This window comes from Flavobacterium mekongense, assembly GCF_047038255.1.
GTDB lineage: Bacteria > Bacteroidota > Bacteroidia > Flavobacteriales > Flavobacteriaceae > Flavobacterium > Flavobacterium mekongense.
Window position 1 is genome coordinate 2,361,912 of record NZ_CP174374.1, and the last position, 16,635, is coordinate 2,378,546.

19 protein-coding genes are annotated in these 16,635 nt (G+C 37.2%); 11 read left to right on the plus strand and 8 right to left on the minus strand.

The window, feature by feature from the left end:
• Positions 1-7 precede the first annotated feature (7 nt).
• Complete coding sequence (locus ACJG85_RS10195; protein ID WP_412476350.1) at positions 8-1,633, plus strand: M1 family metallopeptidase; 1,626 nt, start codon at positions 8-10, stop codon at positions 1,631-1,633.
• A gap of 70 nt (positions 1,634-1,703) precedes the next feature.
• On the plus strand, positions 1,704-2,129 hold the full coding sequence (locus ACJG85_RS10200) for a DoxX family protein (RefSeq protein WP_409679896.1): 426 nt from the start codon (positions 1,704-1,706) through the stop codon (positions 2,127-2,129).
• A 46-nt stretch (positions 2,130-2,175) separates the two neighbouring features.
• On the opposite strand, the gene ACJG85_RS10205 is transcribed toward ACJG85_RS10200, so the two are convergent.
• Both ACJG85_RS10205 and ACJG85_RS10210 read right to left on the minus strand, forming a co-directional pair.
• Positions 2,176-3,216, minus strand: coding sequence for an AMP-binding protein (locus ACJG85_RS10205; RefSeq protein WP_412476351.1), 1,041 nt, complete (start codon positions 3,214-3,216; stop codon positions 2,176-2,178).
• Positions 3,209-4,165, minus strand: coding sequence for a CPBP family intramembrane glutamic endopeptidase (locus ACJG85_RS10210; protein ID WP_412463992.1), 957 nt, complete (start codon positions 4,163-4,165; stop codon positions 3,209-3,211). Before ACJG85_RS10210 ends, ACJG85_RS10205 begins: the two co-directional genes overlap by 8 nt.
• Positions 4,166-4,236: 71 nt before the next feature.
• Between ACJG85_RS10210 and ACJG85_RS10215 the strand changes: the two genes are divergently transcribed.
• On the plus strand, positions 4,237-4,578 hold the full coding sequence (locus ACJG85_RS10215; protein ID WP_409679887.1) for an arsenate reductase family protein: 342 nt from the start codon (positions 4,237-4,239) through the stop codon (positions 4,576-4,578).
• 93 nt (positions 4,579-4,671) lie between these two features.
• The gene (locus tag ACJG85_RS10220; protein WP_412476352.1) at positions 4,672-7,134 is read left to right on the plus strand and encodes a TonB-dependent receptor domain-containing protein; all 2,463 of its coding nucleotides are present in this window, start codon (positions 4,672-4,674) and stop codon (positions 7,132-7,134) included.
• 59 nt (positions 7,135-7,193) lie between these two features.
• Here the strand turns inward: ACJG85_RS10220 and ACJG85_RS10225 are convergent, their stop codons facing one another.
• The 3 genes from ACJG85_RS10225 to ACJG85_RS10235 all read right to left on the minus strand — a co-directional run bounded on the left by ACJG85_RS10225 (position 7,194) and on the right by ACJG85_RS10235 (position 8,800).
• On the minus strand, positions 7,194-7,367 hold the full coding sequence (locus ACJG85_RS10225) for a hypothetical protein (protein ID WP_290876418.1): 174 nt from the start codon (positions 7,365-7,367) through the stop codon (positions 7,194-7,196).
• 346 nt (positions 7,368-7,713) lie between these two features.
• Positions 7,714-8,211 carry a CAP domain-containing protein gene (locus tag ACJG85_RS10230; protein ID WP_412476296.1) on the minus strand — a complete coding sequence of 166 codons (498 nt, stop codon included), beginning with the start codon at positions 8,209-8,211 and terminating at the stop codon, positions 7,714-7,716.
• Between the two features lie 307 nt (positions 8,212-8,518).
• Complete coding sequence (locus ACJG85_RS10235) at positions 8,519-8,800, minus strand: hypothetical protein (RefSeq protein WP_409677686.1); 282 nt, start codon at positions 8,798-8,800, stop codon at positions 8,519-8,521.
• 99 nt (positions 8,801-8,899) lie between these two features.
• On the opposite strand from ACJG85_RS10235, the gene ACJG85_RS10240 reads away from it, so the two are divergent.
• Both ACJG85_RS10240 and ACJG85_RS10245 read left to right on the plus strand, forming a co-directional pair.
• The gene (locus ACJG85_RS10240; protein WP_412463995.1) at positions 8,900-9,754 is read left to right on the plus strand and encodes an aldose 1-epimerase family protein; all 855 of its coding nucleotides are present in this window, start codon (positions 8,900-8,902) and stop codon (positions 9,752-9,754) included.
• Positions 9,755-9,774: 20 nt separating this feature from the next.
• Positions 9,775-10,335: a GNAT family N-acetyltransferase gene (locus ACJG85_RS10245; protein WP_412476353.1), complete on the plus strand. Its 561-nt coding sequence runs from the start codon at positions 9,775-9,777 to the stop codon at positions 10,333-10,335.
• A gap of 5 nt (positions 10,336-10,340) precedes the next feature.
• On the opposite strand, the gene ACJG85_RS10250 is transcribed toward ACJG85_RS10245, so the two are convergent.
• Positions 10,341-10,568 (minus strand): VF530 family DNA-binding protein, encoded by a 228-nt coding sequence (locus ACJG85_RS10250; RefSeq protein WP_412463997.1) that lies wholly within the window; start codon positions 10,566-10,568, stop codon positions 10,341-10,343.
• Between the two features lie 93 nt (positions 10,569-10,661).
• Positions 10,662-11,300, minus strand: coding sequence for an outer membrane beta-barrel protein (locus tag ACJG85_RS10255; protein ID WP_409677694.1), 639 nt, complete (start codon positions 11,298-11,300; stop codon positions 10,662-10,664).
• A 151-nt stretch (positions 11,301-11,451) separates the two neighbouring features.
• On the opposite strand from ACJG85_RS10255, the gene smpB reads away from it, so the two are divergent.
• The gene (smpB, locus tag ACJG85_RS10260; RefSeq protein WP_409677696.1) at positions 11,452-11,904 is read left to right on the plus strand and encodes an SsrA-binding protein SmpB; all 453 of its coding nucleotides are present in this window, start codon (positions 11,452-11,454) and stop codon (positions 11,902-11,904) included.
• On the opposite strand, the gene ACJG85_RS10265 is transcribed toward smpB, so the two are convergent.
• Positions 11,901-12,542, minus strand: a complete 642-nt coding sequence (locus ACJG85_RS10265; RefSeq protein ID WP_409677698.1) for a protein-L-isoaspartate(D-aspartate) O-methyltransferase — start codon at positions 12,540-12,542, stop codon at positions 11,901-11,903. The two genes, smpB and ACJG85_RS10265, sit on opposite strands and share 4 nt — an antisense overlap.
• Before the next feature lie 145 nt (positions 12,543-12,687).
• On the opposite strand from ACJG85_RS10265, the gene ACJG85_RS10270 reads away from it, so the two are divergent.
• The 4 genes from ACJG85_RS10270 (at position 12,688) to ACJG85_RS10285 (ending at position 16,617) form a co-directional block, all read left to right on the plus strand.
• Complete coding sequence (locus ACJG85_RS10270; protein WP_409677700.1) at positions 12,688-13,656, plus strand: Gfo/Idh/MocA family protein; 969 nt, start codon at positions 12,688-12,690, stop codon at positions 13,654-13,656.
• A gap of 56 nt (positions 13,657-13,712) precedes the next feature.
• The gene (locus ACJG85_RS10275) at positions 13,713-14,600 is read left to right on the plus strand and encodes a 3-hydroxyacyl-CoA dehydrogenase family protein (protein ID WP_412476354.1); all 888 of its coding nucleotides are present in this window, start codon (positions 13,713-13,715) and stop codon (positions 14,598-14,600) included.
• A gap of 77 nt (positions 14,601-14,677) precedes the next feature.
• On the plus strand, positions 14,678-15,910 hold the full coding sequence (locus ACJG85_RS10280; RefSeq protein ID WP_412476355.1) for a DUF1015 domain-containing protein: 1,233 nt from the start codon (positions 14,678-14,680) through the stop codon (positions 15,908-15,910).
• A 47-nt stretch (positions 15,911-15,957) separates the two neighbouring features.
• Positions 15,958-16,617 (plus strand): YggS family pyridoxal phosphate-dependent enzyme, encoded by a 660-nt coding sequence (locus ACJG85_RS10285; protein ID WP_412464001.1) that lies wholly within the window; start codon positions 15,958-15,960, stop codon positions 16,615-16,617.
• Positions 16,618-16,635: the final 18 nt, after the last annotated feature.

Genomic DNA, 16,635 nt, shown 5'->3' on the forward strand with positions numbered 1-16,635 from the left:
TTCTTTTATGAAAAAAATTCTTGGTTTCGCGTTGTTTATCGCCTTTGTACAAACTATATCAGGGCAAGTAAATTTTAGTCGTAAAGACAGTCTTCAAGGCGGATTAAGTCCGGAACGCACATGCTATGACGTGTTGCGATACGACTTAAACATCCAAATCAATCCGAAAGAAAAATCAATCACAGGCTATAATGACATCTCTTTCAAAATTGTAGAAACTACTGCTGTCATTCAGGTGGATTTGTTTGAAAATATGCAAGTGGACAGTATCATTTACCAAAATAAAAAGCTCAATTACAAACGGGAATTTAATGCGGTTTTTATCAACTTTTCAACGCCTGTTTTGAAAGATGTGTCAGCAAAAACCATTCGATTTTATTACTCAGGAAAACCCACTATTGCTCGTCATGCGCCTTGGGACGGAGGATTTGTGTTTAAACAAGACAGCAACGGTAAAGATTGGGTTGGCGTAGCCGTTCAAGGCACCGGAGCCAGTTTGTGGTATCCGGTAAAAGATTCTCAAACCGATGAACCGGATTATGGCGCTACCATAAAAGTAGCTGTACCCAATGGCTTGATGAATGTATCCAACGGACGCTTTATGGGTTCGGTAGATTTAAAAAATAGCTACACCCGCTGGGATTGGGAAGTTAAAAATCCAATCAACACCTATGACATTACCGTTAATGTAGGCGATTATGTGTTACTACATGAAAACTACAAAGGGTTGGATTTGGATTACTATGTTTTACGCGAAAATGAAGCCAAAGCTAAAATTCATTTTGAAGAAGTAAAACCGATGATGGACTGCTTTCAAAGTAAATTTGGTCCGTATCCATTTGCCAATGACAGCTACAAATTAGTCGAAACTTCTTATTTAGGTATGGAACACCAAAGTGCTGTAGCTTATGGAAATAAATATTTAAAGGGCTATTTAGGAAGTGACTTGTCAGGAACGGGAGTTGGACTGTCTTTCGATTTTATTATCATTCACGAAACGGGTCACGAATGGTTCGGTAACAGCATTACTTCTAAAGACATAGCCGATATGTGGATACATGAAGGATTTACGCAATACAGCGAAATTGTTTATGTAGAATGCCAACAAGGCTATGAAAAAGCCATGACTTATGCCAACGGTTTAAAGAAAAATGTAAAGAAAGATCGTCCGATTATCGGAAACTACGGCGTAAACAGTGAAGGTTCAGGCGATATGTATCCTAAAGGCGCTTTATTATTGAACACTTTGCGGCATGTGATTAGCGATGATGAAAAATGGTGGAAACTGTTATTCGATTATGCTACTACCTTCAAACATCAAATCATAGATACACCAACAGTGATTGCATTTTTCAACAAAGAGAGTGATATGAACCTAACGCCTATTTTCAATCATTATTTACTAAAAACAACTATCCCGAAATTGGAATTAAAAACTGTAAAAGGAAAATTAGCCGCCAAATGGACTAATGTAAATGATGATTTTACCATGCCGGTCGACTTGATTTACAATAACAAGTCTATCAGAATCCAAGCCACCAGCTCTTGGAATACCACAAAAGTGAAGGTGAAAAACATAATCGATGTAACTCCGAAAACCAATCTATTCTTTATCGAATTCGAACGTTTATAAAAAAAATCAAAAACAGAAACGTATCTAATTAATAATTAGTAAATTAGATTGAATTTTAAACTTATTTATTATGGATACTTCAGTAAAAGGTTTGAACAAATGGGCTAATGCTCATTCTACGATTTGGTTTGATGCGTTCCGAATTTTATTAGGCGCATTTTTGTTTTACAAAGGCACTACTTTCATAGGCAACAGTGGCGAGTTTGAAGATTTGATTGCACCGGCCAGTAACTTTTTAGGCGGTATGTTTGCTTTTCATTATGTGGCATCAGCGCACATTATGGGTGGTGTTATGATTATTTTCGGACTGCTGACACGTTGGGCACTTATTGCACAATTACCGATTTTAGTTGGAGCCGTATTGATCAATTTTTTAGGCGAAATGAATTTGCTGAATTTAATTTTATCAACAGTTTCACTAGGATTGAGTATATTTTACACTGTTTACGGCAGTGGCAAACACTCAGCTGATTATTACTTTAAAATGCAGAAATAAGTAAAGCACATAACAAAAAAAAACGCACTCGAAGGTGCGTTTTTTATTATTCAAGCGTTTCTTTTCGCATTATCTTGCCCGTGGCCGTTTCTTTAAATTTAGGTATAAACACAACTTCCTTCGGTTTTTCGTACTTGTCTAAGGTCTTGTATAGGTCATCGGACAAATCAAAAGCTTCGCCTTCAATAACCAAAATCACTTTTTCCCCCAATTCAGGATCCGATTTGGAAGCAATAAAGAAACGCTGTGTTAAACGGTGAGACAACTTCTCCTCTATTTGCTCGGGAATCAGTTTAATCCCGCCACTATTGATAACATTGTCCATTCTTCCCATGAAAATGAATTGGTTTTCATTGAGCAACTCCACAATATCATTGGTTACAATAACTTCATCAGAAATTCTGGGTGCATGAATAACCAAACAATTTCTCTCATCATATGATATGGTAACACCCGGCAAAACGGTAAAAGCTCTTTCGCCTAACTTTCGCGCGGCTATGTGAGTAATGGTTTCGGTCATACCGTAAGTTTCATAAACCTGTGTCGGTAATTTCAAAAGTTGGCTTTCTAAATTTTTATTAACCGCTGCACCACCTATTATCATTTTTTTCACTCTCTTGAGTTCAGTTAATGAATTTTGTGCTTGAAGCGGAACCATAGCTACAAAATCAAAATCCATGTCAACATGAGTCAACGGATGTGAGCTGGGGGCTACAAATTCTAAATCCAAACCCAAAATCATGGCGCGAACCAGCATCATCTTGCCTGCTACATATTTGACCGGCAAACATTGCAAGGCTTTATCACCGGGATGTAGTCCGAAAAAATCACCTGTGGCTAAGGCGGACTCAACCATGGCTTGTTTGCTAACAGATATGAGCTTGGGAGCTCCGGTAGTACCGGAAGTTTGCATTTCTATATAGGGTTTACCATCGAACCAATCCAGCAGAAAATCGCCAACCGGTTTTTCAAAATCTTCACCTTCTTTTATAAAACTGTATGCTACGCGACACAAATCTTCTCGGTTCAAATGAAATCCATTCAATTTAAAATGATTGTGGACGTTTTCGTAAGTTGGATTATACATTTTCTTCAGAATTTATCGAGTGTTGAATAACTTGAGTGGAAATGGCTCCGGTAAGTTTTCCTTTCCAATCCTTCCAATGGTATTTTTTACTAAAGATAAACAATATGACCGGAAAAATTATCAGCACAGGTGTTAATACCTCAAATCCCACTGACGGTGTTGAAACATCTTTGAACACTGATTCTGTTTTGAGTGCAGACCATTCAGCAGTGACCAACAAAGCAGTAATGATATTATTAGCGGCATGAAAACCAAGTGCCAACTCCATTCCTTCATCCATCAAAGTAATGATACCCAAAAAGAAACCGGTACCGATGTAATAAATCATAATGACATTTCCCATTTTTTCAACTTCAGGATTCAAGATGTGCATTAACCCAAACATGACTGAAGTGGTAACCAAAGGAAACCATCGGTTCTTAGCCAATAAGCCCAGTCCTTGCATCAAATAACCTCTGAAGATATACTCTTCCGCACTCGTTTGGATCGGCAATAGAGTAAAAGAGATTAACACTAAAATCAGAAACGGTATAGGTTTAAAATTGACTACATAATCTTCGGGATTGGCATAATAAGAAGCCACTGTTAAGACAGCACTAATAATACTCCACAATGTGAAACTAAAAAAAATACGTTTCCAATCAACTTTAGCTCGAGTAGTAGTAATATCAATCAAGTTGAGTTTGTGAATGTATTTGACCACAATGATAATACCAATCATGGTGCTGACAAAAATCAACAACATCAAGAATAAAGTAACATTGGGACTAAAAACCTTCATCATAGCATCTTCAGTCATGGGCATAGCCTTACCTGAAGCCACCGTTTTGGCCGCAATGGCAAAGCCAAAAGGAATTTGTCCTAAAAAGTAAAACAAACTGATAATTACAAAGCCTAAAAGGTATTTTAATGGTGATTTTTGGATGTTATCTTTATTTTCTAAAAACATAGTGGTTAAATATTAATTTCGCCTAAATTAATTTATTTATACAAATATCTGTTAATTTGCTTCAAAAAAATATGTTACAAGTACTGCACAATCCGCGTTGTGGAAAATCGAGAAATTGTTTGGCTCTTCTAAACGAAACGAATCAATCTTTTGAAATTATCAACTACTTGCAAAACCCTTTATCGGAAGATGAAATTAAAAAATTATTGCAGAAACTAGATATAGAACCCATAGCCTTAGTACGTCAGAAAGAAAACATCTGGATAGAAAAGTTTAAAGACAAAAAGTTATCCGACCAACAAATCATCAAAGCCTTAAGCGAAAACCCTATTTTGATTGAACGACCAATTGTGATTAAAAACAACAAGGCAATCATAGGAAGAGACCTTGAAAAACTGCAAGAATTCATCTGAAAAATCGTATTGCTTTTTTAACAAAGATTTGGGAAATGTCACTTAAACCAAAGTGTATTTTTGCACTCTAAAGCAAGAATCAATACAGTTTAGATGAAAAAAATTCAAATTATCACCGCCCTAGTTCTATGTTGTTTTTCTATTGCCGCTTTTGCCCAACCCAATGCGGCTAAAGCCAAAGTTATCATCACCGGAAATGTGATTGAAAAAACAAGCAAACTACCATTAGAATATGCAACCATTACTTTAAAAAATACACAAAACCCAAAAGCTGTTTTTGGAGGCATAACCGATAATAAAGGAAACTTTACAGTAGAAGCCAGTGTAGGAGTTTATGATATTATCATTGAATTTATTTCTTTTAAACCCACTGAAATTAAGCAAAAAAGACTTAATGAAAATACTAATTTAGGAACCATTTCACTAGAGGAAGATGCAACCCAACTTAATGAAGTAGTAGTCAGAGCTGAAAAAACCACAGTGGAAATTAAGCTCGACAAAAAAGTTTATAATGTTGGCCAAGACCTCATGGTTAAAGGCGGAACTGTTAGCGATGTATTAGATAACATTCCCTCTGTATCTGTTGACGTAGAAGGAAACGTAAGTTTAAGAGGAAATGAAAATGTCAGAATATTAATTGATGGTCGTCCTTCAAATGCTATCAATATTACCGAGGCTTTACGATTGATTCCGGCCGATGCCATTGAAAAAGTAGAAGTAATTACCAATCCATCTGCCCGTTACGACGCTGAAGGCGGTGGCGGTTTGCTTAACATCATTTTGAAAAAAGGAAAAAATCAAGGCATTAACGGGACCTTCATCGGAACTACAGGATATCCTAAAAATAATGGTGTAAGCGGCACTGTAAATTACAAAACTAAAGAGTTCAACTTGTTCACAACGCAAGGATATAGCCAAAGAGATAATCCCGGAAATGCTTTAACCAATTCGAGGTATTTGAACGACGACAATTCTACTCGGGATTACATGAACGAAACCCGTGAAAATGACCGTTCGAACAAGTCTTACAACGGAAACTTCGGATTCGATTGGTTTTTAAGTGAGAGCCTGACTTGGACCAATATTGTTAACTACAGAAGAAGTAGTGGCAATAATGTTGATGATGTTTTACAAAAATACTATGATGTAAACTTTGCTTACCAATACGAAAGAAATCGTATTAATGAGGAAGGTAGTCAAAGTAAGAATATTGAATACACAACCAACTTCACTAAGAACTTCAAAAAAGAAGGTCATAAACTTACTGTTGATGGTTCATTCTCTAAAAACACAGATGAAAATATTGCTTACATCACCGATTCGGCTACCAATACTGCTGTTATAACTATTGATGAAACAACCAATCTTCAAAAGCAAAACCGTAACCTTATCCAAGCTGATTACGTTTACCCGTTTGCTAAAGGCAGCCAATTTGAGTTTGGTTATAAAGGCGACTTTGTTAAGAACATTACCGATTACAGCGTTGTAACGAACGGTATTCCGTTTCCGGAATTTACCAATATTTTGGAATACAAAGAATACGTAAATGCTTTGTACACCAGCTACGGTACTAAAATCAAAAAGTTCTCGTTCTTGTTGGGAATGCGTTGGGAAGACTCTAATATCGAAGTCAACCAATTGGCCACTAGCGATTTCAACGAAAAAAAATACGATAACTTCTTCCCAAGTGCATTTTTAACTTATGAAATAGGTGAACAAACCAGTGCTTCTATAAGTTACAGTCGCCGTATCCAACGTCCGAGAGGCCGACAATTGAATCCGTTCAACAACTTATCGAGTAACGTAAATATTTTTGTTGGGAATCCGGATTTAGATCCGGCCTTTACTGATGCTGTCGATATCGGTTATATCAAACGTTGGAATAAACTCACGTTAAATACATCTTTGTACGGAAACAAAACCACCGGTGCGTTCCAATTTGTGCGCAGAGAAAGCGGTGATTTCCAAAACGGTATTCCAATCATTATCAGTTCTCCTATCAACTTAGCCACGGAGTACAGAACCGGTTTCGAGTTCACACTAAACTATTCGCCTTACAAATGGTGGAAATTGAACAGTAACTTTAACTTCTTCTACAATGAAACAGACGGAGATTTCAGTTACACCGACTTCAACGGTAACGAAGTTGTTCAAAACTTTGATAATAGTACTGTGGCTTGGTTTACTCGCTTGACGTCTAAAATTACTTTACCATACAAGATAGATTGGCAAACCAATGCTACATACAACGGCCCTCAAAAAAACGCCCAAGGTAGAAGTTTAGGGGTTTTCAGTATGAACTTGGCTTTCAGCAAAGACATTTTAAAAGACAAAGGAACACTTTCCTTAAATGTAAGTGACTTACTCAATTCCAGAAAGCGTTTGATGGAAACTTATATTGCCGGTGTAGTTGACTCTTACGGAGAAATGCAGTGGAGAGAACGTCAAATCAACTTCTCGTTCACTTACCGCTTCAACGTTCAGAAAAACGAAAGAGAAAAAGAACGAAGAAATCGCGGCGGACAGCAAGATGACGGCGGTGATTTTCCGGGATAATCAAAGCATAAAAAAAGCCTCGAAATATCGAGGCTTTTTTTTACAACAAACTGAAAAAATTATTCAGCTTGCTCGGCTTCTCTTTTAGCTTTTTTCTCTTGCAAAAACTCTCTTACACCACCAAAAACCCAATAAGGGATAATCGCAGTAATCAAGAAAATCATCAACCAAAAACCAATGGTTAAGATTGTCAAGAAAGCCAAGAAGCCTAAATACTGTTGAAATTCAAACATGTTTTCCGGAATTTTTTGAATTATAAGCAAATGTAAGCGTAATAATCGGGCTTACCAAAAAACTGCACACATTTTATCAAACGGGTTATCCACAATTTTTAAGCAGTTTTTAAAAGAAGCTACTCCGGCTGTCCACTCTATCTTTTATTGTTTGGTCAACCTAAGCGTCATGGATGTAGTATTGCCAAACAATAAAAGGATGCCGTTCCCATCCGGGCTATGGGCAATCATTTCAAATCAACAATTGCAGTTAACAAAACTACAAACTAAGAGATAAAAAATAAAAAACCCGGTTTAGAGCCGGGTTTTTCGTGATCTGTCAAAATCAAACAAAACAATAATCAAACTATTTTTTTATAAACATGTTGGTGTAATATTTTTTTCCGTTATCAGGGTTAATGGTTACAGAGATACCTAGGTGGGTATAATCACCTTCAATGTTGGCTTTGTGCGAGGGACTGTTTAACCAAGCACTCATAGCACTTTCAGCCGTTTGATAGTTGTAAGCAATGTTCTCTCCTACTTTTTCAGCGTTTAGTACTCGTACCAGGTTGTCTGAACGTTGTTGGAAGTAATCGTGATTCACCACATTGTTATCAATCATGTAAAAGTTGTGCTCTTCCGATTTGTAAGAGATGTGATTGATAACTGCTAATGGATTTAATCCTTTGCTTTGACGGTAGTCGTTGATTAAAGTAATCATCTTTAACTCAGTTTCGTTGTAATTGTAAGTAGTTACAACTTGTTTGTCTTCAGCACCGGCTTCTGAGGAATCAGAAGAACAAGAAACCATAGTGAACAAAATTGCTAACGGCAACAATGCTCTAAACATTTTTGCTTTCATAGTAGTAGGTTAAGTTTTTAATAAAGTAGATGTGGGGCAAACACTTTATTGATTAATAATGACAGATTGTAAATAAAGTAGATGTGGGGCAAACACTTTATATATTTTCTTTTCTAAGAACGTATCGTTTGATTTGATTGGACAATATTAGCAAAAACACCGATTAAAATACAAATAAAATCGATGAAATACACTTTTTTGATATTACTATAAGATATATTCTTACAATATTGCAGTTCGTCGATACTTTTTTAAGACATAAAAAAACCACTCGCTTTGGAGTGGTTATTTGGTGAGTCGGAATCTGTTAAGCCGACTTATAAATTCTGTTTATAGGAATGGAATGACCTTGCTTCAAAATAACGCGTTCATCGGTAACTGCCCAAACGGTAGTTTCTACCACTTTTTTAGACTCGTTATCTTCAAAATAAATTCTGATTTTTGAATGTTCTAAATTACCTAGCGCTAATGCCCTGTCTAATTCTAATTGGCGTTGCTGAACTTCTTCGCGTGTGGCTAAAACATCTGCTTGTGGAAAAGAAAGAAGATGGATAACTTCTTTCTGAATAGTTTCAAAATTGGGTTTCATAATACTGGTATTAAGTTAGTGAATAGATTTATGGGTAGTTTAAAAGTAATAAAATATCTTTGTCTGCCAAGAAAAAAAACAAAAAAATCATTTTATAAATTGACTGCAACACTCTCAAATTCAATACTAACTATCGCCATTAACAGCAAAGGGGCTGAACTCATTTCCATTCAAAATAACCTAACCAAACGCGAATACATTTGGGAAGGAAACCCCGAATACTGGGGCAAACACTCGCCTATTCTATTTCCTGTTGTTGGTACTCTAAAAAACAACGCTTACCAACTCAATGGCCAAAATTACACCTTACCGCGTCACGGATTTGCCAGAGATTGTGAATTTGAAATCATTAGCCAAGAAGCTCATAAAATCATTTTTTCCTTACAAGAAAATACTGCATCATTGGCGGTTTATCCTTTTGCCTTTGAGTTGCAAGTCAGTTATGCTTTAATTGAAAATGAGTTAGTTGTGGGTTATCTAATCCGAAACAAGAGCCAATCTACCATGCCGTTTTCTATAGGCGGACATCCGGCTTTTGCTTTGAAAAATGCTTTTACGGATTATAGTTTGCTATTCGAAAAAGAAGAAAATTTGATTAGTTATCCTTTAGAAAACGACTTGATTTCGGATAAAACAGCAATCGTACAACTGCAACAAAACGAACTGCCGTTACGCTATTCGTTGTTTGAAAAAGATGCCTTGGTCTTTAAAAGTATGGCATCGAAACAAATACAACTCTTGGAAAATAATGTTCCTATACTCCATTTCAAATACCCCGATTTTCCTCATTTCGGGATTTGGACAAAAGTCGGCGCGCCATTCATTTGCTTAGAACCTTGGCTGGGTTATGCAGACACTGTAGCCGCTAATGGAAATCTGATGGAAAAAGAAGGCATTACATTATTGGAAGCTAATTCGGAAAAAGAAATCAGTTTTAGTGTAGAAATTATATAAATTTACCAAAAACGATTGTCATGCTTACCATCAACTTCCACCCTTTTCAAAACCTCGAAACTGAACGACTGTTATTACGCCGACTAAATCCAAACGACATAGCAGAAGTATTCGCCATGCGAAGTAATCCGGAAGTGATGCAATACATTCCGAGACCAATATTGAAAAGCCAAGAAGAAGCCTTAGCTCATATTGCTATGATTGATGAAAAAATCGAAAACAATACCGGTATCAATTGGGGCATTACCGTTAAAGGCGAGGATAAAATTATGGGCATCATTGGCCATTATCGCATCCAACCCGAAAACCATCGGGCGGAAATCGGCTATATGTCGCTGCCCGAATACAATGGCAAAGGCTACATTTCAGAAGCCATAAAAGCAGTTGTTGCTTACGGATTTGAGCAAATGAATTTACACTCCATAGAAGCGGTAATCGATCCCGGAAACACAGCTTCAGAAAAAGTATTGCTGAAAAACGGCTTCGTTAAAGAAGCACACCTATTGGAAAACGAATTGTGGGAAGGCAAATTTTGGGATACCGTGATTTATTCTTTATTAAAAAGAAACTTCAAACCGTAATAGTATTATCCGAGTTTCGGTAACGTTTTAATATAGAGTGTTTCCACTTGCTTTCGCGCCCATTCGGTTTTGCGTAAAAAAGTCAAACTCGACTTAATGCTGGGCTCATGGTTAAAACACCTGATTTTGATTAATTCCCCCAAAGTATCAAAACCGTAATATGCCACCAGCTGCTCTAACATAAGCTGTAAGGTAACACCGTGAAGCGGGTTGTTGGGGTGTTTGTTTTCCATGTGGTAAAGGTAAAAATAAAAACCGCCTGTCACAACACAAGCGGTTTAAACTCCGATTAAATCGGAACTAACTTATAACTATTAACTATAAAATTAAAACACAAATTTAAATCCGAATGACAATGGAGTAGTCAAGTTTGGCATACTACCACCTAAGGCATTAACATAAATCGGATCTGCAGTAGCAACGTGCGCTAAAGAGAAATTATTTACTGTTGTTTTATCACCTCCATCAGGTTTGATAGTAGTTGAAGTGAAATTGGCTAAGTCATAAGAAAACTCTACTGAGAAATTCTTTGTTACGAAGAAATCAATACCACCCGACATAGCTACTCCAAATTGAGTTACTTTAGTGTCAGCCTCTTTTTCTTTACCGGTAATGATTGGTGTAGCCAATTGTCCGAAGAAATAGAAGTTACCGGCGATATTCCAATATTTTCTAACCAATGGCTCAACTACTACTAAATTAGTATTGGCATTAGTTACAGAACCGGTTTCAGATTTGATATTCATAATACCAACACCTGCTCCAACAGCTACTGAAGGAGTAACAAACGTTCCTACGATTGGAATTACAGACAAATTAGTGGCTTTGTCATCACCTGTTTTAGTTTGTTGGTAACCAAATTGAGAAGTGGCAAACCAAGCGCCTTGTAATCCTTTACTTTGTTCTTGTGCTTGAGCAGTTAAACCAAAGAATGCTAAACCTGCTACTAATAATAATTTTTTCATTTTGATTGTTAGTTTAAAATTATACCCCAAAATTAAGGGGAAGAATTCAGCCAAAAACTGATATAAATCATAGTTTAAACATTTTTTTTATTGATAATTTCACACTTTTTACCTACTAAATTTCCGCTTTTGTTCATACATTTGCCGTCCGATGTTGAAAACCGTTAACATACTTAATAAGAGAGCCAAGTTTGATTACGAAATAATCGAAACTTACACAGCCGGTATTGTTTTAACCGGAACAGAAATTAAATCGATTCGTTTGGGAAAAGCCAATATCACAGAAGGTTTCTGTGAATTTCACAACGGAGAATTGTTTGCCATCAATACCCAAATTGATGAATACCTTTATGGAAATCAATTCAACCACAAAGCCAAGAGCGAGCGAAAACTGTTGCTCAACAAAAGAGAATTAAAAAAACTCGAAAGAAGTATCGACACTAAAGGATTGACCATTATTCCTTTAAAATTGTTTACCAACGAAAAAGGTTTGGCTAAATTAGATATTGGTCTTTGCCGCGGAAAGAAAACTTACGACAAAAGAGAAAGTTTAAAAGAGCAAGATGTAAAGCGTGATTTAGACCGAATCAAAAAATCGTTTTAATTCTTATCTTCCAATAAAGGCACAAAGCGAAATTCTCCAAACTCGTGTTTTTCAAATTGGGTTTCGTTTTTGCGAATCAACATCGTCATAATTTGTTCACCTTCGCCCAAAGGAATCACCAACCTACCTCCTATTTTTAATTGCGCCATTAAAGGTTTTGGTATAATTGGCGCACCGGCGGTTACTATTATACTGTCGAAAGGCGCAAAATTCGGCAACCCTTTATAACCGTCGCCAAAAGACAAATGCTTCGGACGAATGCCCATTTTAGGCAGCAAAGCCGAAGTAATTTTAAAGAGTTCATTTTGTCTTTCTACCGAATATACTTTGGCGCCCATAGCTACCAAAACGGCAGTTTGATAACCCGAACCGGTACCGATTTCCAAAATTTTATCGTCTTTTTTAACTTGTAATAATTGGGTTTGAAAAGCCACTGTATAAGGCTGTGAAATGGTTTGCCCGGCGGCAATGGGAAACGCCTTGTCCTGGTATGCAAAATCTTCAAAACTGGAATTCAAAAACAAATGTCGAGGAATACGCTTAATGGCTTCCAATACATTTTTATCGGTAATGCCCTTTTCTTCCAGCAACTTGGCCAGTTTATTTCGCAATCCTTGATGTTTAGCGGTATCTTTCAATTGGGGTAATGATTTATGGGGTAAAAATAGAAGTAAAAAATCCAATAAACAAATTCTGATTCGCGATAAACTTTTATGCCGAAGTTTCGGGACTTAAACTTTTAAACTTTAAACTAAAATGCTACTTTTGATAAAATTTATTTTTATGCTTAAAGTTGGCGTTTTAGGTGCCGGTCACCTTGGAAAAATACACTTGCGATTATTACAACAATCTGAAAAATATGAATTAGTCGGCTTTTACGATGAAAACCATGAATATGCCGAGAAAATTGCAGCCGAGTTTGGCTACAAGCGTTTTGACACCATTGCTAAATTGATCCATGCGGTTGATGTGATCGACATTGTTACGCCAACGCTTTCTCATTACAAATGTGCTAAAGTTGCCATCAAATCGGGGAAACACGTTTTTATCGAAAAACCGATTGCCACTACTGTGGAAGAAGCGGAGGAAATTATCGCTTTGGCTGCAGCATACAATGTAAAAGGTCAAGTGGGTCATGTGGAGCGATTCAATCCGGCTTTCATTGCCGTAAAAAATCAAATCGACAATCCGATGTTTATTGAAACGCATCGTTTGGCCGAATTCAATCCACGCGGGACTGATGTTCCTGTTGTATTAGATTTAATGATACACGACATTGATGCGATTTTAAGCGTAGTACAATCGAAAGTAAAATCGGTACATGCCAGCGGTGTTTCGGTATTGAGTCAATCACCTGATATTGCCAATGCCCGTATCGAATTTGAAAACGGTTGTGTGGCCAATATTACTTCGAGTCGCATTTCCATGAAAAACATGCGCAAGTCGCGTTTTTTCCAAAAAGACGCTTACATCTCGGTGGACTATCTCGACAAGATTTGTGAAGTTGTAAAAATGAAAGACGCACCTGAAGTACCGGGCGATTTTGATATGATTCTGCAAAATGCCGAAGGCGAACGAAAGCAAATTTATTTCAACAATCCCGATGTAGCACCCAATAATGCTATTTTGGACGAATTGGAAACTTTTGCCGACGCTATCAATAACAACACTACACCGATAGTAACCTTGGAAGACGGAACGGAAGCGTTACGCGTGGCTTATATGATTATTGATTCGATGAACGAAAAATAGTTTGTTTAGTATAAACAACTTTAAACCTTAAACATCAAACAAACCAAACTAACATAATGAATACAATAGCAGTAATTGGTGCCGGAACTATGGGTAACGGAATTGCCCATACCTTTGCACAAAGCGGATTTACCGTAAAATTAATTGACATCTCTGAAAAATCGTTGGAAAAAGGTATGGCTACTATAGCCGCTAACCTTGACCGAATGGTAACCAAAGGAACCATTACCGAAGACGACAAACACAAAACCATAGGCAACATTATTACTTATACCGATATTAAAGACGGTGTGGTTGGTTGTGATTTAGTAGTGGAAGCAGCTACCGAAAACGTAGGATTAAAATTGAACATCTTCAAACAGTTGAGCGATGTTTGCGACCACAACGTCATTTTAGCCACCAATACTTCTTCTATTTCCATCACACAAATTGCCGCTCAAGTAGTTCATCCGGAAAGAGTTATCGGAATGCACTTTATGAATCCGGTGCCGATTATGAAATTGGTAGAAATCATTCGCGGCTACAATACTTCCGATGAAGTGACCAAAATCATCATGGAGTTATCGGTTAAATTGGGTAAAACCCCAACAGAAGTTAACGATTATCCGGGCTTTGTGGCCAACAGAATCCTAATGCCGATGATAAACGAAAGTATCGAAACCTTATACAATGGCGTTGCCGGTGTAAGCGAAATTGATACTGTAATGAAATTAGGAATGGCACATCCTATGGGACCATTACAACTGGCCGACTTTATTGGATTAGACGTTTGTTTGTCTATTCTTAACGTAATGTACGACGGATTCAAAAACCCGAAATACGCGCCTTGTCCACTGTTAGTGAATATGGTGATGGCCGGAAAACTCGGTGTAAAATCCGGTCAAGGTTTCTATGATTATTCTGAGTCCAAAAAAGCAGAGATAGTTTCGAAGCAGTTTGCATAAAGTAAAAAGCCATAAGGGATAAGGGAAAGAGTTTGAACTTATCCTTTTCTACTTATCTCTTTCAACTCAAAAAAAAAATGAGCAAAATAATCCCTTTCAAAGCCGTTCGTCCTACACCGGATAAAGTAGCGTTGGTGACTTGCCGCAATTACGACGATTACAGTTCGGCCGAGTTGGCCGCTTGGTTGAGTTTTAATCCGTACTCATTTTTGCACGTGATCCATCCTGCCTACATGTATTCGCAAAAAATTACTTTAGACAAACGCTTCAAAGGTGTAGCCCATAAGTACCAGGATTTTAAAGATGACGGGGTTTTTATACAGGAAGATAAAGCAGTTTTTTTCTTGTATGAAATACAAACAAAAACACAGTCTTTCACCGGTATAGTGGCAGGAACTTCAATTGAAGATTACAAGAATAACGTGATCAAAAAACACGAAGACACCTTGCAATACCGCGTAGAATACTTCAAGGATTATTTACACCAAACAGGCTTTAACACCGAACCGGTTTTAATTACTTATCCTGATAATGAAACCTTGAATGCTTGGATAGCCGAAAAGAAAAAAAGTGCGCCGATTTACAACTATTCGACTACCAATAAAGAAAAGCACCAACTTTGGAAAATTGACAGCGACACCGAAATCCAATGGCTGACGCAGCAATTCGAAAGCATACCCGAGTTGTATATAGCCGATGGTCACCATCGTTCGGCTTCAGCGGAATTGTTATTCGACGAAGACCAACATTTGGGCAATCAAAATCTGAACTATTTCATGAGTTTTCTGATTGCAGAAAGCAATGTGAAAATCTACGAATACAATCGCATTATTCGCGATTTAAATGGCTACTCCAAAGCGGATTTTTTAGAGAAATTGGCGGAGCATTTCATCGTTAAAGATAAAGAACAAGAATTGTGGAAACCACAAAGCAAGTTCGAATTCGGCATGTATCTCGACGGCAGTTTTTATGCTTTGTTTTACAAGCAAGGAAGCAATAACAATGACAATGGCAAAAATTCGATTTTAGAGAATTTAGATGCTCAAATTTTATATGATAAAGTGCTGCAACCGCTTTTAGGTATTGAAGATTTGCGAAACGATGAACGTATTGAGTATATTCCCGGAAAACAATCGGTAGCGACCATCAAAGAATTGGTTGACGAAGGCGAGTTCGAAGTAGGGTTTATGCTCTACCCTTCCGATATTTCCGAAATCAAAGCCTTGGCCGATAACCATTTGATTATGCCGCCAAAAAGTACTTATATAGAACCAAAATTCCGCAGCGGATTGATGGTTTATGAATTGTAAGTTTGAAGTACAAAATAAGAAGTACGAAGTAAAAATTAATCCTTGTCATGTCTATAGCACAAAACCTTCACGATATAAAATCTTTAATCCCGGATAACGTAACCTTGGTGGCGGTTTCCAAAACCAAACCGGTGTCGGATTTGATGGAAGCCTACCAAGCCGGTCAGCGTATATTCGGTGAAAATAAAATCCAGGAAATGACCGAAAAATGGCAACAAATGCCCAAGGACATCGATTGGCATATGATTGGCCATGTACAATCCAACAAGGTAAAATACATGGTGCCGTATGTGAAGTTAATACATGGTGTCGATAGTTTGAAACTGCTCAAAGAAATCAACCGTCAAGCCGTTCGTTGGCGAAAAAACATTCATTGTTTGTTGCAAATTCACATCGCCGAGGAAGAAACCAAATTCGGCTTAGATGAAAATGAACTCGATGCCTTATTGAACTCCGATGAATTCAAGGAAATGAATAATATCAAAATCGTTGGTTTAATGGGCATGGCAACTTTTACCGATAATCAAGCCCAAATCAAAAGAGAATTTGACCATTTAAAGTCGATTTTCGATAAATACCAACAACTTGAAACGGCTAACTTGAAACTTGAAACACTTTCCATGGGCATGAGCGGCGACTACCAAATTGCTATAGACTGCGGCAGTACAATGGTTCGCATTGGAAGTAGTATCTTTGGAACACGTTAAACCATTTTAAACCTTTAA